At 58.0% G+C, this 17,451-nt stretch carries 14 protein-coding genes and 1 tRNA gene; 8 read left to right on the top strand and 7 right to left on the bottom strand.

Annotation, left to right across the window (positions count from 1 at the left end; genetic code table 11):
* The first annotated feature begins 94 nt into the window (after positions 1-94).
* From QP181_RS13035 to QP181_RS13025, 3 genes are all read left to right on the top strand, one after another.
* The gene (locus QP181_RS13035; protein ID WP_333929632.1) at positions 95-889 is read left to right on the top strand and encodes a DODA-type extradiol aromatic ring-opening family dioxygenase; all 795 of its coding nucleotides are present in this window, start codon (positions 95-97) and stop codon (positions 887-889) included.
* 176 nt (positions 890-1,065) lie between these two features.
* Positions 1,066-1,638 carry an NADPH-dependent FMN reductase gene (locus QP181_RS13030; RefSeq protein WP_333928783.1) on the top strand — a complete coding sequence of 191 codons (573 nt, stop codon included), beginning with the start codon at positions 1,066-1,068 and terminating at the stop codon, positions 1,636-1,638.
* A 1-nt stretch (position 1,639) separates the two neighbouring features.
* Positions 1,640-2,494 carry a pirin family protein gene (locus QP181_RS13025; RefSeq protein WP_333928782.1) on the top strand — a complete coding sequence of 285 codons (855 nt, stop codon included), beginning with the start codon at positions 1,640-1,642 and terminating at the stop codon, positions 2,492-2,494.
* Here QP181_RS13025 and QP181_RS13020 read toward each other — a convergent pair.
* Positions 2,491-3,360 carry a peptidylprolyl isomerase gene (locus tag QP181_RS13020; protein WP_333928781.1) on the bottom strand — a complete coding sequence of 290 codons (870 nt, stop codon included), beginning with the start codon at positions 3,358-3,360 and terminating at the stop codon, positions 2,491-2,493. The two genes, QP181_RS13025 and QP181_RS13020, sit on opposite strands and share 4 nt — an antisense overlap.
* 88 nt (positions 3,361-3,448) lie before the next feature.
* Here QP181_RS13020 and QP181_RS13015 point away from each other — a divergent pair.
* From QP181_RS13015 to QP181_RS12995, 5 genes are all read left to right on the top strand, one after another.
* Positions 3,449-3,539 (top strand) — tRNA-Ser (locus QP181_RS13015).
* Between the two features lie 163 nt (positions 3,540-3,702).
* Positions 3,703-5,286: an AAA family ATPase gene (locus tag QP181_RS13010; protein ID WP_333928780.1), complete on the top strand. Its 1,584-nt coding sequence runs from the start codon at positions 3,703-3,705 to the stop codon at positions 5,284-5,286.
* A complete protein-coding gene (locus QP181_RS13005) occupies positions 5,279-6,184 on the top strand; it encodes a DUF4435 domain-containing protein (RefSeq protein ID WP_333928779.1) in 906 nt (301 codons plus the stop codon). The genes QP181_RS13010 and QP181_RS13005 overlap by 8 nt, the downstream gene beginning before the upstream one ends.
* 286 nt (positions 6,185-6,470) lie before the next feature.
* Positions 6,471-7,049 carry a recombinase family protein gene (locus QP181_RS13000; RefSeq protein WP_333928778.1) on the top strand — a complete coding sequence of 193 codons (579 nt, stop codon included), beginning with the start codon at positions 6,471-6,473 and terminating at the stop codon, positions 7,047-7,049.
* An 845-nt stretch (positions 7,050-7,894) separates the two neighbouring features.
* A complete protein-coding gene (locus tag QP181_RS12995) occupies positions 7,895-8,161 on the top strand; it encodes a helix-turn-helix domain-containing protein (protein ID WP_333928777.1) in 267 nt (88 codons plus the stop codon).
* A gap of 912 nt (positions 8,162-9,073) precedes the next feature.
* Here QP181_RS12995 and QP181_RS12990 read toward each other — a convergent pair.
* The 6 genes from QP181_RS12990 to QP181_RS12965 all read right to left on the bottom strand — a co-directional run bounded on the left by QP181_RS12990 (position 9,074) and on the right by QP181_RS12965 (position 17,341).
* On the bottom strand, positions 9,074-9,298 hold the full coding sequence (locus QP181_RS12990) for a hypothetical protein (RefSeq protein WP_333928776.1): 225 nt from the start codon (positions 9,296-9,298) through the stop codon (positions 9,074-9,076).
* Positions 9,298-9,486: a helix-turn-helix transcriptional regulator gene (locus QP181_RS12985; RefSeq protein WP_333928775.1), complete on the bottom strand. Its 189-nt coding sequence runs from the start codon at positions 9,484-9,486 to the stop codon at positions 9,298-9,300. The genes QP181_RS12990 and QP181_RS12985 overlap by 1 nt, the downstream gene beginning before the upstream one ends.
* Before the next feature lie 150 nt (positions 9,487-9,636).
* Positions 9,637-10,830: a tyrosine-type recombinase/integrase gene (locus QP181_RS12980; protein ID WP_333928774.1), complete on the bottom strand. Its 1,194-nt coding sequence runs from the start codon at positions 10,828-10,830 to the stop codon at positions 9,637-9,639.
* A 561-nt stretch (positions 10,831-11,391) separates the two neighbouring features.
* Positions 11,392-12,417, bottom strand: a complete 1,026-nt coding sequence (locus QP181_RS12975) for a TIGR03032 family protein (protein ID WP_333928773.1) — start codon at positions 12,415-12,417, stop codon at positions 11,392-11,394.
* A gap of 191 nt (positions 12,418-12,608) precedes the next feature.
* Positions 12,609-14,093, bottom strand: a complete 1,485-nt coding sequence (locus QP181_RS12970; protein ID WP_333928772.1) for an autotransporter outer membrane beta-barrel domain-containing protein — start codon at positions 14,091-14,093, stop codon at positions 12,609-12,611.
* Positions 14,066-17,341: a beta strand repeat-containing protein gene (locus tag QP181_RS12965; RefSeq protein WP_333928771.1), complete on the bottom strand. Its 3,276-nt coding sequence runs from the start codon at positions 17,339-17,341 to the stop codon at positions 14,066-14,068. The genes QP181_RS12970 and QP181_RS12965 overlap by 28 nt, the downstream gene beginning before the upstream one ends.
* Between the last annotated feature and the right edge of the window lie 110 nt (positions 17,342-17,451).

The following is a 17,451-nucleotide window of genomic DNA, read 5'->3' as shown; positions in this document are numbered from 1 at the left end:
ATCCTCTACTGGACCTGATCGCCGCGCCAACCGGCAACGCAGCGTTGCCATTCGCGGCCTTCCGATCGCCGCCACCGCCGCCTACCTCGGAATCATGACACACGCCCGCCAGCCAACCCTTTTCATCCCGCACGGTGGCGGGCCCTGTTTCTTCATGGACGACCCCGCCGGGAACTGGACCGGCATGGCCGCGTACCTCCGGTCGATCGCCGCCTCGCTGCCCAAAAAGCCCAAGGTCATCCTCGTCGTCTCCGGCCACTGGGAAACGCGCGGCTTCGCCTTCACCGGTGCCGCCACCCCGCCGTTGATCTACGACTATGGTGGCTTCCCCCAGCACACCTACGAGCTGCGCTACGACGCCCCCGGCGATCCCGCGCTGGCAGCCCGCGCCGCCGACCTGCTCCGTGGCGCCGGAATGACCGCGACCATCGACCCCACGCGCGGCCTCGATCACGGCGTCTTTATCCCGATGAAGGTCGCATTCCCCGAGGCCGACATCCCGGTCGTCGAGATGTCGGTCGACCGCGATCTCGACCCTACGCTACACGCCGCCGCCGGCCGTGCACTCGCCCCCTTACGCGACGAAGGCGTGCTGATCGTCGGCTCGGGCATGAGCTTCCATAATATGCGCGGCTACGGCGACCCGCGTTTCACCGCGCCGTCCGAAGCCTTCGATCAATGGCTGACCGCCGCAGTCGAGTCCGAACCGACCGCCCGGGCGGAAGCGCTAGCTGGCTGGGCCGAAGCCCCCGCCGGCCGCCTCTCGCACCCCCGCGAAGAGCATCTCCTCCCACTGATGGTCGCCGCCGGTGCGTCCGACCAGCCCGGCGCACACGTCTACGGAGAGCGCGTCCTGCAAACCGCGGTCTCCGGCTACCGCTTTCCCTGAGTGTGGCGACGCCCTCTCGATCCTCCCCCGCAAGGGGGAGGTGTCGCCGAAGGTGACGGAGGGGGAGGACACGGAACGACTGTTTCCCTTTCCTCCCCCTCCGTCTGGCAAGCGCCAGCCACCTCCCCCTGGCGGGGGAGGATCCATTCATCGTTCAATACGCTAAAGGAAATCCCATGGTTCTTCCCGTCCTGCTCGCTATCTCCGGCAGCCTGCGCCGCGGCTCGTACAATACGGCGATCCTGACCGCGCTAGGCGCAGCGATCACTGACAAGGCAGCGCTGAAAATCTTCGCGCTGCACGACGTCCCGCTCTACGATCAGGACGCCGACACCGACACGCCCCCCGAAGCCGTCGTCGCCCTGCGCGCAGCGATCGCCAAAGCCGATGGGATCGTCATCGCCTCTCCCGAATATAATCACGGCATGTCCGGCGTCCTGAAGAACGCGCTCGACTGGGCCTCGCGCCCGCACGGCAAGGCGACACTCACGGGCAAGCCGGTCTTCACGCTAACCTCGTCGCCCGGCGCAGTCGGCGGTGCTCGCGCCCACGCGCAACTCAACGAGACATTGGCGTCGATCGGCGCCCGCACCGTCCTGCGCCCCCAAGCCGTCGTCGGTGCCGTGCACGAGAAGATCGCCGACGGTCGCTTCACCGACCAGCGCACGCTCGACTTCCTTGTGGCCGGCATCGACGATCTGCTCACCGACATCGCCCGGCCCACCGCTGCCGACCGCGAAGCGTCCTGACATGCGCCCCGTCCTCAACCAGTATCCCGCCCAGCGCGACGACATCGCCGACTTGGTGACGCGACGCCCGCTACCGGGGCCCGGCCTGCCGCAGGTCGATCCGTTCCTGTTCCTCAACCATCACGGTCCGCAGACCTATCGCCCCGGCAACAGCGGCCTCCCGTTCGGTCCGCATCCGCACCGCGGCTTCGAGACGGTCAGCTTCATCCTGAAGGGTGAGATGGCGCATCTCGACAGCGGTGGCCACGAAAGCGTCATCCGCGCGGGCGGCGTCCAGTGGATGACCGCAGGCTCGGGCCTGATCCACGCCGAAATCTCACCCGCCTCGTTCAAGCGCGACGGCGGTCCGCTGGAGATCCTGCAACTCTGGGTCAACCTCCCCGGCCGGCTCAAAATGGCCAAGCCCGCTTATACCGGCCTCCAGCGCGAGGACATTCCCGCGATCCCGGTCGAAGGTGGCACCGTGAACCTGATCTCGGGCAGCTTCGGCGATGATCGCGGCCCGATCGAATCGCTGACCGATGTTGCGATGATGACCGTCGAACTCGAAGCCGGCGCCAAGATCGACCTGCTAGCGCCAAGCGGCCGCGCGGTCTTCTTCTACGTCGTTGCCGGCTCGCCCTCGGCGAACGGCACACCGATCAAGCCGCATCATCTCGCCACGTTCGGCAGCGATGGCGACACGATCACCGTCGAAACCGAAACTCCCGCGACGATCCTCTACGGCCACGCCGACCCGATCGGCGAGCCCGTTGTCTCACACGGCCCGTTCGTCATGAACACGCGCGAAGAGATCGTGCAGGCGATCGAAGACTATAACGCAGGCCTGTTCGGCAAGCCGCCCGTCATCCGCTAGGGTGCTTTACGCACCGGTGGCAGCGCGGCGCAGATGTCCGCGCCGCCCGCCGGTACCGTGAAGAACGGCCCCGCCCGATTCTCCCGCGACGCGATCCACGCCACGAACCGCGCATTGTCCGCCGCGCGATATTCGAAATGCGGTCGCTCGGCGGCAGGCAGGTCGCTTGCAAGGCGAGCGGACACGATCGGGCTACGCTCCCCCTCGGTCTTGTAGAACCCCAGGTCTCCCGTACCGCGCGGCAGCGACGACAGCCACTCGACCCCGTCGATCACGCGTCCGACCACCGCGATGTTCCGGTCGAGCGCGCGCGGCGAATGCCCGATCACGGTATACAGCTCCGCGCCACTCCCCGTGCTCGGCGCCAGATCGCGTGCGACGCCCACCATCCCATAGCAATGCGGCACCCACTCGGTCGCACCATTGCCCGCCAGCGGCCACCCGTCGCGGCTATACCCCGCCCATTCGGCATAGGGATCGTGCTGCGCCAACCGCGCCACGGTGGTCGGTCCGGCATGCGAGTATTCCGCCGACGGATTGGCGACCACGCCAGCGACAAGCGGCTTCTTCTCGGTCGCATCGCCCCATTGCGCGACGTAATTGTCCTGCACCCGGTACACGCTAGTTCCCGTATCCCACCAATGCGCCGCGGCGAGCTTGCGGATGTTGGCGACGTGCACGGGCGCGTATCGCGGCGCCAACCGCACCGTGAAGCGATGCCCGTCGGCCAGCGTAAACACGAGCAGTTCGTCGTCCGGTACCGCCTTCCAGTCAGCCGGCAACGGATCCGAGGGAAGTGTCGCGGCGACCGGGGCTGGTGCAGCAACGGCCTGCGCGAGCGCGGCGGCGAGAAGGAGATTCAACATCCCCGAAGACTGCCCGAGTGCATCACCGCACGCAATCGCTTGCGCACACGCGAAACCCGCACTAGCAGACCCCCTTCCAGAGCAATGCGGAGCGGTGGCCGAGTGGTCGAAGGCGCTCGCCTGGAAAGTGAGTATACGTCAAAAGCGTATCGTGGGTTCGAATCCCACCCGCTCCGCCACTCCTTCGCATAAAATCCTGTTTTTGCAGGTTTTTTTTGCGCGACGCTTTATTAAGCCAACATCCCGCCCCACAAAATATAATGCCGCCATTGACGGTGGAGGCGAATGCAGAAAGTGTGCGGCTCTTGAAGGCGGCGCAAATTGATTCGGGGGCAGCTAACGATGACAACTGTTTTTGAGGACTCCACCCTTCAAGAGCGTGCCGCTGCGCGAGGGGAGTCGCCCTCTCTAATTGAAGCATTCGGCATTCGTCGGCTCTATGGCTATCGAACCGTGTCTCTTTCATCCGAATATGCGGCTACGATCCTGATAGCCAAAAATGGTACAGGTAAGACTACACTTATAGGTGCTTTAGATGCCTTTCTTAGGCTTCAGCTTTCTCGGCTTCGAAATATTGAGTTTAGCGAGATATTCTGCAAGCTACGTGGCTTACAAGATGAAATAATCCTTACTCACGACGAGTTGATGACCTTTCTCACAATTCCAAAAGGAGGGGGAGTCTTTCGGCTCGCGACTCAGATTGGTGTTTCGGGAGATTCACTTTTCGATTTTATTTTGTCAGATTTTTCCACGAAATTACGCGAGTATCATTATGGTGGTTCGGGAGACATCCCCAATAAACTGGTTACTCACTATGGGTACGAACCCTCAAGAGCCATAAAAGCGTGTACGGAACTCTATGAAGCATTGTTTGATCAGTCAGAAAGTCTACGTTTTATTCGTGAGACGCTGACAACTTACCTTGAAGGGTTTGAGGTCGTCTATCTTCCGACATATCGGCGGGTTGAGTTGGCGTTGACCGATGAACCAGATAGTCGTCGCGGCGGTCGTCGGCGGAGGCCGAAATTTAGTGTAGCTAGCGGAAGTCTGCATGTCGGAGAAATACAATTTGGCCTCTCTGATATTTCAGATCGGCTTATTGATATAAATCGCAGCATTATTCTGCAGTCAAATAACGGCTACAGAAAGCTTAGCGAAAATATCATATCCGATCTAATTAAAGGGTTTGATGTCCCTGATGGGATTGTCATTCCTAAACAAGAAGACTTAAAACTATTTTTTGCTAGAATGGAATCAAGCGGACGAGATTATGGTCCGTACTATCCTATAAGTACTCCGGATTTTGACAGAGTATATAGTGAGCATGGAGTTCCGCCAGAATCCAGGGATTTTCTAACTTACTTTCTTGGCAAGCTAAATGAAATTGTCGAAACTACCAAAGCCATCGAAGGGCCTGTTAACGACTTTGTTCTTAGCTGCAATAAATACCTAAGTTCTACCGAGCCTACCACGGATTTGGACTATGTTGTTGATCAACAACGACTAGAACCAATAGATAACAAAATAATGAGATTAGACAGAACTAATCTTTCTGTCCATGTAGAGAGTTTGCCAAAGGGAAGGCCTGTTAGTCTAGATGCTCTCTCCTCCGGTGAGAAGCAAATGATATCGCTTCTTGCAAAGCTATATCTATATCCAAAGCGTAAGATAGTTTTGATTGATGAGCCGGAACTGTCGTTGTCAATAGATTGGCAGCGCGGAATTCTCGTAGATGTGATTCTTGCAGAATCATGCGAGCAGGTCGTTGCTATAACTCATTCGCCATTTGTTTTTGACAACTCGTTAGAGCCATTTGCAAAGTCGCTTAGTTTGAAAATCGAAAATGACGATCAGCCGTTCTTTGATTTGGACGATGATATTGATTTTCATGAAGAAATGAATGGTGAGATTTACTCTGATGATTGATCCTTATGTGTCATCAAGGATTGCCGCGAAGCGACGGCCATCCGTAATAAAAACCAAGCTATTAAACTTGCGGTCGAAATTTCCTAATGGACTTATTATAGCGGTTGAAGGTGTTGACGATAAGGTTGTCTATTCTAAATGGATTGAGCGAGTATCTCCTCAAATCAGATATGAGTTTTTGGTTTGTGGTGGTAAAAGGCAAGTTAGAGATTTGAGGAATGTTCTTGTTCGCGATAGGAACAATTTAGAATATCTGGTTAAGATGATTGTAGACCGAGACTTCAATGACCTGAATGGCTTCCTATCCTTCGATAGAGTATTCATGCTACGCCGTTACTCCGTGGAAAACTATCTTGTTGATTCGGTTGTGTTAGATCGACTGCTAGCTGTCGCTTTTCCCTGCGATGGAGAAATAGAGATTAGGCGATCCGTGGTTGCGATGTTCGAGGCGGATTATGCAGCATATCTCGCTGCTTCGAAGGCGATCAATGAGCGCATTTATGTTGGACGCCAGATCGGCATAGATATTGATGACGCCATGCCTTCCGGGATTAATGACTTCGCAAGCGTAGAACTAGGAGCGACGTGCCAAAAGGATCATAGCCCTAATGAGGTACTGCCGTATCCTATTGAGGTTACTGACCAAACTTGGAACGAGAGTATCATAGGTTTTGCAGATTTAATTCCGTCGGAACGATATCGTGGAAAGTTTGCGCTCAAATTCTTTACAAAATGGCTAGATAAGCTAGCAATAGAATTTCGCAATCCGAGTATAAATATATTTGGTCTATTGAATGCTAATGGTACGATAAACCATACAGAAATATCTCTCGGTGGGCACGCCTCTAGGGCGCTTATACCGGATGACTTTCGTGAGTTTATCGAGGATTATCGCTGATGGGCTGCCGATACATCGAAGAATAATATTCTTTATTGAAGCAGGTTAGTATCGCGTCTGAACCTTGTTAGTATGCCTCATCGAGGCGTCGCACCGCACCGCTTGGCCCTTATGTATGCGGACGCGGCGTACCAACATCCAAACGCTGCCTAGACTCTAATGGCCCAGCCGGCTCTAATACGGTCGGTTCCGATACAGTGATAGAGACTGTATCGAAAATTAGACTCGACTCTATTTCGACAAGGGTTCATTATCGATACTCGTAATCGATACAAGGACGAACTGGATGGCCCGTACATTCGCTTATTGCCGAGTCAGCACGGCAGATCAGACCACCGATAACCAGGTCCGTGAAATTGAAGGCGCGGGCTTCAATGTTGAGCCTAAGCGCGTCGTCGCAGAGACGGTGTCAGGTTCGGTTGCGGCATTACAGCGCAAGGGCTTTGCAAAGCTGGTTGATCGGCTTGAAGCTGGCGACGTGCTCATCGTCACGAAGCTGGATCGCTTAGGGCGCAACGCAATGGACCTGCGTGCGACCGTCGATATGCTCGCAGCGCAAGGTGTAAGGGTTCATTGCCTTGCTCTTGGTGGTGTCGATCTAACCAGCGCCGCCGGTCGCATGACTATGGGTGTTATCGCAGCAGTCGCAGAATTTGAGCGCGACCTTTTGATCGAGCGGACGCAGGCAGGCCTAAGCAGGGCAAAAGCCGCTGGTAAGGCTTTAGGACGCCCGCAGGCGCTTACAAAGGACCAGCAAACCGCGATCGTATCAGCGCGCGCCAACGGGGTCTCGTTGGGTGTCCTGGCGAAGGAATACGGAGTATCCCGCGCCGCCGTTCAACGGGCCGAGAAAAGAGCGGAGTAAGTAGCGTGGCTACCGCTGTGGCGCGCGCATTACGTGATAATGCGTCACTTCCAGTCTTTTAATGACAAGCTGCTAGTGCGATCAACGAGCGAGATATGGGTTATTTTAGCCCCTACGTAGCATCCGTCGATCGTCGATGACTCTGGGTCATTTATCGTTGCCGTGCTAGAGCTACGTTCGCAAACAACCGGCTTACCCGATGGCGGTCGACTGATAATAGCATCGATATAAACGTCGACGTTGGCAACGAGCGCCTTAGCCGCTTCGCCAGACATAACTATTTTATGCTCATAGAATACAACCGGTAAGTAGCGCGGTTGCTCTAAACCCTGCGAGGGCGCAGCCAAGATAAGTAGCCCGTCATCCTCCCTCCGCCAGTTCGTTACTTCTACAGATGCACCGTAAGCATTTGACGCGCTATATTCGTCCCCATACCGTTTGTCTGATGTGAGTGTAAGTGTTGGCATTCCTCCGAACTTATCGGATAGCGTTAACAGTGCCGCAGCGTATAGCGTCAGAACCCCATCTTTGTATGAATAATTCTTTGACCCTTTATCAACTAAGGGTCTTTTGTGATGTATCTCAATGTTATCCCGATAGATTGCGGGTAACTTTGCAGTGGCGAACTCGTCACGATTGCGCGCGTCCGCCCTAGCTGCCGCGATCATGCTACGCCACAACGGTAAGGGTGCTACATCAATAGGGCTTGCAGGTTCTGCGTATAACGGAGACGCCAGCAGCGCCACGGCTGACAAGATCGCGATTCCAGTTGGTCTCATAGGTCAACCTCCGACCCCGGTTGACACGGTTTCTGTGTAGGAGTCCAGAGTGGGCACGGAGGCTGCATGGCAGCGCCTCCACCATCAAATACCAAGGGGTTCGGCGACGACCGCTACCGGGGCATGATCGCGCTACTGGTAGATGCTCGGAGGGCCGCGAGCCTAAGTCAGAACGCGCTCGCTACTAAGCTGCGACGACACCAGCAATTCGTTAGCCGATATGAGACTGGCGAACGGCGGCTGGACGTTGTCGAGTACGTAGACATCGCACGGGCGCTGGGGATCGATCCGGCGGCGGTAGTAGGCGGTGTACCACCTACGTCTACAGGATAACGAAGTCGTAGATTGAGCGCTAGCGGGGGATGGGAATGGATTCAGTCAGAAGTTGATTTTTAAGACCAACCTCACAAGTTAATGCCGAGTGAGGAACAGTGGTGCGGTTACGTGGGCTGCAAACCCGCCCTCAAACGTCCCCTATTTTCCGTTTTAAGCCCCGTACAGCGTTATTTGCACCAATCAGCCAGTACTTATGCGTTCTAGTGGCAAGCCCCCTTAATGGGCTTGTATTAGCCTTGCATGATCTAAAGGATACAAGCAAATCTAGTTGTAAAATATTTTTATGTTTAAAGATGTTAAGGTTAGTTTACTTTTACGATAAGTAATTTAAACTTAGTGTCTAATTAGTAAGGTTGACTTAACTGGCGCAAATCGGCATAATAATCGTGAGACTTATCCTGTCTTGTCCCTACAGGGATTTGGATTGAGTAGCCACTCTGGTTAGCGAAGGTGATGTATCACTGATGTGCTCGGAGCCTACCATCGAAATTCACTAGATCAAGCCGCAGGGTCAAGCTGCTTTGGAGGAACTTATAACCTTCCGCCTCCCCCGACCGCTTACAACCTGCGTAGGGGATAATCCGGCCTAATCGAAAGATAGGGTGATACACTCCTTGTGGTTTCACAAGGTATCAAACGCGGGCTGGCCCCCGTTCATTCCTTTCAAGGGAATGGCAAATAGGTAGCCGGGATAAACAAAGCACGTTGGTTTAGGGCAAGCATTCCGCTTGATACGGCTTTAGCTTTAACGCTGGGCAGCTAAGATGTTTAATATATCTCTGACATAGATGATGTATCTCTTAGTGTATCACCCTAGCGGAAGGTAAAGCCGTATCTTATGTAAGTGATATTGCCAATACTAATTATAAACTAAGCTCTATATGGCGGCTTTGAAGTGTTATTTAAGAGTTAATCAGGTCCCTGATCCAGAATATCAAACTTCTGGTCGGTGTCTGGGTAACCGTTAAGGCCAGCAACAAGCTTGCTACGAACTTTTTGCAAGCCGCTCCTTGTCTGCACTAAGGCCTTCCTCTCAAGGCCGCTCGCGTTTGCAATGGCCCGATCTAATAGTGCAATATCGTCACGCCACCTTTGAGCAGCGTCAAACATTTCGCCCATCGTTACGCCTGTCATCAGACTTCTCCAATCTCGCGCGTCAATACCCATTTATTGATATGGCTTTCATACCAACCGACTGCGCGTCGCCCAATCTTCCGGGGTTTCGGAAATTCGTTGCGACTCATCGCGGCATAAATGCCGCTACGGCTAAGGCCAACAATGCGTTCAACTTCGGGCCGCCGAATAATGCGTTCTGTGTTCATCTGCTACCTCCTTTCAAAAGAGGCGCATCCAAATACACACCAAAATTGATCCGTCAAACGCCGAATTCTAGAGCTTTATAACGTTTGGTCTCGCCAATTTGTTTAGATACTTTAAATATTCGAAGTTTATAGTTCGAGTAGTTTCTATGGCTAACTACAAGATGTGGCGTCCAAGTATGCGGACCAATCGTCCATAACCTTCGAGCGCTTTGAAAGTAAACTAGACCTGGCATAAGCAGCTTCGGTTTTGTCCTTAGTAACGTGAGCCAAACAGAACTCTATCACTTCTCGCGCGTGCGTTGTCTCGTCTCCGGCCCAGTCGCGGAAGCTTGATCGAAAACCGTGAGGAACGGCCGCGATATTCAGTTCTCTCATCAGCTTCGAGAGCGTATTTTCCGATAGGGGGCGGTCTTTTTTTGTGCCTGGAAAGACCAGATCGGACTCTGCCTGGCGAAGAATGCGTGCTTCTCCCATGATGGCGAGGCAGCGTTTCGAGAGTGGAACACAGTGATCCTTTTTGGCCTTCATCCTGGCCGCCGGGACAGTCCATAGGCCCGCATCTATGTTGAATTCGCTCCAACGAGCCTTCAAGCTCTCCGAGGGACGGGTCGCAGTCAGAACCATGAATTCGAAAGCCAGTTTCGTTGCTTGGGTCGCGTTGCTTGCCTTCACCGTTGCGATTGCGTGACTGACGGCCCCGCACGGCAACGCACGCCGGTGGACTACCTTGGAGCGGTCGTGACGCGGCAGGGCTTTCGTAATCGCCTCCGCAGGATTGTCCGTGCGCCAGCCCTCCGCCATCGCGTGTTTCATCACCGTTCCGATGCGCTGCTTTACGCGACGCGCAGTTTCCTCATTTACTGTCCAGATTGGCATCAGCACGGCAAGCACGTCGGCGTTTGTCACCGTGTCAATCCGCTTCGAACCAATCGTTGGGAAAGCGTAGGCCGTGAGCGTGTTAATCCATTGCTGCCCATGCTTTGCGTTGCGCCACGTTGGCTCGAACAACTTGTGGACGCGCTTAGCTGCTTCTTCGAACGTCAGGATGCCTGTAGAGCGTCGTTTTGCTGCTATAGGGTCTTCACCCGACCGTGCTGCCTTTCGGTGCTGTAAGGCCTGTTCGCGGGCGTCTGCTAGGCTGACCAGTGCCGCCGACCCTAGTCCTATATCTCGACGTTTACCTTGTATGACGATGCGTTGAAACCAGCGCTTGGCACCCGACTTATCGACTTTCAGGTAGAGGCCATTGCCGTCGCCATACGAGCCAGCCTCCTTGAGGTTTCGGATAGTCGCGTAGGAAAGGCGCTTTTCCTTGTGCGAGCCGACTGGTTTGATGCCTGACATGAGCCCACATACCACCCCACATAATATATGGGAACATGCCTGACCTTGCTGGAACCCACGGGAACGTACTTTTAAAAAGTCATTATAAAACAGTCTTCTATGGATGACGTTGGAACAGGTAGGAACACCGATCGGATGACACCCGCTCCGCCAACTTCCTGTATCAACTGGTCTCATACTGTCCTGCAAGGGGCAGATTTGTCTCCGCTTTCCTCGTACGATCGTGTCGCCTCGTCCGATCGTGTCGCAGCCAAGCGCTCGCTTGTTGATCAGCTATCCAAAGTCAGCCTCGCTCTAGCGCGCGAACATCGGAACTCGGCTTCAAGGCTTTCGAAGGCCGGGACCGATCCGAGCGTGGATCGCAAGCAAACCGCCGCGGTCCGTCATATCGCGCCTACAACAACGACGGCCTTATGTGCCCCAGTAATTGCTTCGGCATAGAGGCTGGCAAAGTGCACAATAGTACGGTCCTCGCCAAATCGGAAATATGCGCTGCTCTGGCTGACGATCCAACCACTGATCGTGGCCAGCAAATAGCGTATTCGGACAATCCGCCTTACTTCAGCCAAGCGGGGCAAAATTGGTATCAAAGGTAATTGTGGAGCGGATTTCGACTGTGTCCGGACCGATGGACATCGGACAGACTATGCCGGGCATTGCCACCACATCGAACAGTTCGGTGATGAAGCCCTCCAGCTTTACCCATTCGACGATGTCGCCGGTCGCGAGATTGACGACGAGCACGCCGCACCACGGCTCGGCGTCGCGATCCTTCAAGGCTGCATCGAGCGCGAGGCCGGCGAACGTCCCGTTGCGAGGCTTCGACACCGTCACCAGCGCATGTCCGTTGTGGATCGACATGCCGCGCAGGAACCCTGGGCAAAACGCGATGTCGGTGCGCGCGCCGCTCTGCGGATCGATCCGGATGATCTGGCCGCGGCCGGAATCGAGCGCGAGCACCACGTCGCCATATACCCGCGGGCTATGCGGCATCGACAGCTGGTCGGTCACGACGCGGTCGGTCGCGACCTCGATCAGGACGCCACCCTGGTCGCGCCGTTCGCGCCAGCCGGTCACGATGTCGCTTCGACTGACCGCGGTAACGTAGCGGGGCTTGCCGTCCGCCATCGCCATGCCGTTCAGGTGGCATCGATCCTCGGGCGCCAGTTTCGAGATGAACTTCGGCTTCCACACCGGCCGGAAACTATGGTTCAGGTCGAGGGTCGCCAGGCAACTATACTTGGTGTTGACGAAAATCACGCGGCCATCGCTGGTCGTGCCGACCTCGTGGACGTCGACATCGCCGGTCGTCTGCGCGTTGCGCGGCACGAGCACCATGTCGAACTGGCCGTTGCCGATCTCGCCGGGACGTAGCATGTTTTCCAGCCGCCAGATCTGATGCAAGGCACCCAGATACAGCCGGCCCGGTTGGTAACATAGGCCCATCGCGCGCGTGAAATACTGCTGGTTGAACGAAACCGTCCCCGCGGGCGTGACACCGACGAGGAACAACTGACCAGTCTGATACGAGGTGAAGGCGAAACCGAGCTTGTTGGTGCGCAACCAATCGGCGAAGCCACGCGACACGGTAAGGTTGGTATTGGGCTGCTTGGCTGGGCCCCCGGAACAGGTTGCGCTGTATCCGCGCCGCCCGCAGCGGGTCCGATCGCATTGCTCATCCGCTATTCCACTCTAACATCATGGACGAAAACAAGACGGCCCGCGACTGACGCGTCGCGGGCCGATGGTCAGAACCTAACCCGTGGCAATTCCGGATACTAGAACTTGATCCGGATTCCGGCGCGGCCACCACCACCGTTATAGTCCTTGTTATACTCGCCATGCCCTTCGATGAAGCCGGTTACGCCGCCGGTGGTGACGATATTCAGACCCAAAATACCCTGCGCATAGGTGCCGAGACGATCGTTGACGATGCCAACCGTCTGACCGCCACTGGTGAAGCGCAATCCGTCCTTGCCCTCGAACTCGTGTACCGCTGCACCGCCGGCGTAGAAGACCAATGTCGAGGTTTCGCCGATCTTGCTCGAACCACCAATCCGCGCCCCGGCCTTGCCACGCAGGCCCTTATAGTCCTCGAAATCGAACTGCCCGCCGAGGACGCCGTAGCCGTCGATATCGGTCTTCGTATACGCGGCACTGACCGCGGGCTCGAAGAAGAACGCATCCGATCCGACCCGGAAGCCCGCCTCGAGCTTTCCGCCATAGGTCTTCGCCTTGGTGTCGAGGGTGAAGCCCGCGCCGGTGCCCCGACTGTTGACCCAGGCATAATCATATTTGGCGATGCCGTTCGCGAAGAACCCACCCGCCTGGAACCCGCCATATACCGTGCCGTTGACCGCATCGATATCGAACCGGTCACCATATCCGCGGAAGTTCATCGTCGAACTCAGATACCCGCCGGCAACACCCAAGGTGAAGCCGCTCTTCTGGGTCGCGTCGCCGACGAGATCGATACCGACCTGCCCGCCGAACGCATCCTGACGATAGCCGAGATCGACGTTGTTCTGGGTCAGGCCGCTATAGGTCACCGTGCGGGTGTCATCGCGGGTGTTGCCCTCTCCGAACATCTGCAGCCAGACCCGGCCGCTCGTATCGTTGGCGGGGCTGCCCCAGCGCCCGTCGCGACCCGCCGCGAGATGGGCCGTGATCGCATCACCCGACCGGTTCCAGACCGATGCCAGCCCTTCGCCCAGCTTGGCCTGGCGATAGACCGTGGCGCTGGGCGCGCCGACAAGCTGATAGGCGAACGAGGTTGGATTATAGGCGAGACCGAACGAGATCAGGCCGCGATTGCGCGATCCTTCGCTGAGCATGAAGGCCGTCCCCGATGACGTCGCCGATGCTTGCACGACGGTAGTGCCGGGCAGGAGGATAGCCGGTGTGTTCGACGTTTGCAGGACGATCGCGGTCGAACCCGACGCAGTCCCGACATTGAGCCGATCGACCGTCGCTCCAGTCGCGTTGAACGTCACGTCGAGACCCAGGGTCGCCGTACCGCTGCCGGTATAGGCGGTGCCGGGCAACGTCAGCGTGTCGCCGGCTACGCCGTTGCGTAGCTCGATCAGGCCGCTGTTGGCGAACGTCTCAAGATTGTTGATCGCGGCCGTGCGCACCGCGCCCGATGCGCCGAGCGTCACGGTTCCGGTGTTGGTCAGGCCGTCCGTCCCGGCACCGAAATCGCTGTTGCCAACCAACGTGAAGGTGCCGCTATTGGTCAGGCGATCGGCATTACCGGTGAGCAACAGGCGTCCCGTGAGGCTGCCGGTGTTGGCGATCGTCGTCGCGCCCCCGATGCCTCGATCGCGTACCCGGTACCGCCGATGATGGCGCCGCCGTTGGTGATCGACGTGCCGTTGGTCGAGGACACCGTCACGGCGTTCGTCGCGCCGCGGACGACACCGGCGCTGCCCACGTTCAGCCTGGCGAGACCGTCGAGCGCAGGCGAACCGAGCGCGATGTTGCCACCGCCGCCAGCTCCGCCGGCGATGATCGAGATTGCCGTATCCGTGGCGGATGTCACCGTTCCGGTCACCCCGACATCGGCACCGCCCCCGAAACCGAAGGCGCGGATCGCGATAGCGCCGGGGCCGGCAACCCTGACGTCACCGGCACGCACGGTCACGTCGCCGCCAAAGCTTGCCGCGCTGATCCCGTGTGCGCCCTCGCCGGTCGTGGCGACAGATCCGGCCGTCACGGCGACGCTATAGGATGCGCCGGCGGAGATGCCGATACCCGTGCTACGTACCGTACCCGCATTCACCGTGACACCGCCCGTGGCGTAGGCGTCGATACCGCTGCTGCCTTCCCCGGTGGTCGTCACCGCGCCGGTCGCGATGGCGATCGCGCCGTAATAGCTGCGCGCCCGGATACCGGTCGAGAATGCACCGTTGGTGGTGACCGATCCGGCACCGCTGACCGCAACGTCGCCAAATACGCTCTGCACATCGATGCCGTTGGCTTCGACGCCGTTGGTGACGATCGCGCCGGTGTTTCGGATGGTCGCGTTGCCACCGGCATACACGTCGATACCGGTCGCCCCATAGCCGCTGGTCCGGACGGTGCCCGTGACGGCGACGGCCGCATCGCCGTACGCCTGCGCCGCGACGCCGATCGAGGCGTCTCCCGCCGTTGTTACGTTGCCGACGGCGATGTCGACGTTACCGGCGTTCAATGCTGCCCCGAGCACGCCGTTGGAGGCATAGCCGGCGGTCGCAACGTTACCGGCGGTAATCGACACGTTGCCGAAATAGGATGCGCCGACAATGCCGGGCGAATAGCTGCCGAGCGTGCTGACCGTGCCCGCGTTGACCGCGACGTCACCGTAGATGCTGACGGCATAGACGCCTGGCGCTTCGTAGCCGGACGTGGCGATCGAGGTGCCCGTGATGTTGATATTGTCGAGCGCGATCGCGGAGACACCGAACGCTCCGTCCCCGCTCGTCTTGATCGCACCATGCGTGACGGCAATGTTGCCCCCGTTCAACGCAACGGTATCGATACCGTCGGCGCTGGCGCCGGTCGTCGTGATCGAGCCGGCGTTGATCGCAATATTGCCGCCCGTGCCGAACAGATTGGCGGTCTCGGCGTGGATGCCGTCGGCGGCATCCTGCGATGTCGTGATGCTGCCCTGCGTAACGGCGATGTTGCCGGTCAGGCTATAGGCGTCGATGCCGGTCGCGGTACTCGATACCGATCCCGTGCCGGAGATGGCGACATCGCCATAGGCCGTTGCGTAGATTCCGGCGCTATCGGCGCCGGTCGTGGCTATCGTGCCGTTATTGGCAACCGCTGCAGTGCCGTTCTGGCCGATCGCTACGATGCCGAGCGCATTGGTGCCAGCGGTCGATACGTCGCCATTGACCGTCACGGATGCGTTGTAGCCATAAGCGACGATGGCGGTCGAACCATCGCCCGTCGTCGTGACGTCGTTGGCCGCGACGGTCGCATCGCCCAGCGCCTGGCTCGAGCCGGCGTAGATCCCGGTCGAATAGGTTCCGCTCGTCGAGACAAGCCCCGTGCTGGTGACCGAAGCATTGCCGTAGATGCTGTTGGCGGAGATCGCCGTGGCGCTGTCGCCGGTGGTCGTGACGTTGCCCGCGGCGATATCGACATTGCCGTAAAGGGCGAGTCCGGTGATGCCTCGTGCGCTGTCGCCACTGGTCGCGACCGTTCCTGCGCCGTTGACCACGACGTCTCCGTATATGGCCGTTGCCGCGATCCCGGAGCTTCCCACACCGGCGGTGGTGATCGTGCCGTTATTGGTGATCGTCGCATTACCGGGCGTGAAGACGCTGATCGCGCGCGACGCATCGCCCGCGGTCGACACGTTGCCGGTGGCGGTCACGGTGACATTGTCGCCATAGGCGTAGATGCCACGCGATTGATCGCCCAACGTCGCAACGTTATTCACGGTAACGGCAGCATCCCCGCCATAGGCTTTGACGAACACCGCATCCGACGCTGCGCCGGCGGTCGACACCGTGCCGGTCGACACGAAAGTCGCACCGCCTGGGCCCGTGCCGAACATGACTGCGCCGGTTGCGCCGTCGCCATTCGTCGTAATGTCACCAACGGTCAGGTTGGCCGTGCTGCCCTGAACGATCGCACCATTTGCCCCGATGCCGTTCGTCGTGATGCTGCCCGCGGTGATGTCGACCGCGGCGTCCGGGCCGAACGAGACCGCCTGGATACCGTCGGAGTAATCCGCCTGCGTCGACACGGTACCCGCGTTGATCGTCACGCTACCCGCCCCCGCGGTCACGTTGATCGCGTCAGATCCATAGGTGTAGAAACTGCCCCCGGTCGTGGCCACGGTACCGGCGTCAATGGTCACGTCGCCGTTGCCGGCATAGGCGTTGATCCCACCGACATAATATCCTGCCGCCGTCACGGAGCCGGCGGTGATCCCGATGTTGCCCGTATAGGAACTCGCGCTGATGCCGACCGAGCTGTTGCCGGTCGTTGCGATCGAGGTCGCGTTGATCGTGACGTCGCCGCTATTGCTGACCGCGTTGATCCCGCTCGACGCCCGACCAGCTGCGGTGATGCTGTCGGTGTTGATCGTCAGGTCGCCGTAGTTCGTGTTGCCCAGAACACCGATGGCGCCCGTGCCGCTTACCGCGATCGTGGTATTGCCGAACGCGTTGAGCGTTGCCGCGCCGTCGTTAAAGCCGATGATCGCGACGCCGGGTCGTATCCCGCTGGCAATCGCGACGCCGTCGCCCAGATTGACGGTCAGATCCTGGACCGCGACGGTCGGATCGAGACCAGGATCCTGCGTCGGATCGACAGCCGGCGTCGTGTACGTGATCCCGTTGGGATAGGGATTGCCGCTTGCGTTGCAGGTCACGGTGCCGTTGGTCGTTGTACCGCATTCGTTTTGCGCAAATGCCGGCGTGGCAATAAGCGCGCCTGCAGCCACACCCGCTAACGCGGTGCCAGCCAGTAGACGACGTGGAATGCGGCGCCCGACGTGCGAAAGCTTACTCATGACCACCCCTGTTATAATCTTTATTAGTGCTGGGCTTATCGGCGGCAGGGCGCGCGTCAATACGAACTCCACCGAATTTGATATCTATTTTTGATCCGAATTCACGCTAT

Source organism: Sphingomonas sp. LR55 (assembly GCF_036856015.1).
Classification (GTDB): domain Bacteria; phylum Pseudomonadota; class Alphaproteobacteria; order Sphingomonadales; family Sphingomonadaceae; genus Sphingomonas.
This window is presented reverse-complemented; position numbering and strand designations above follow the sequence as displayed.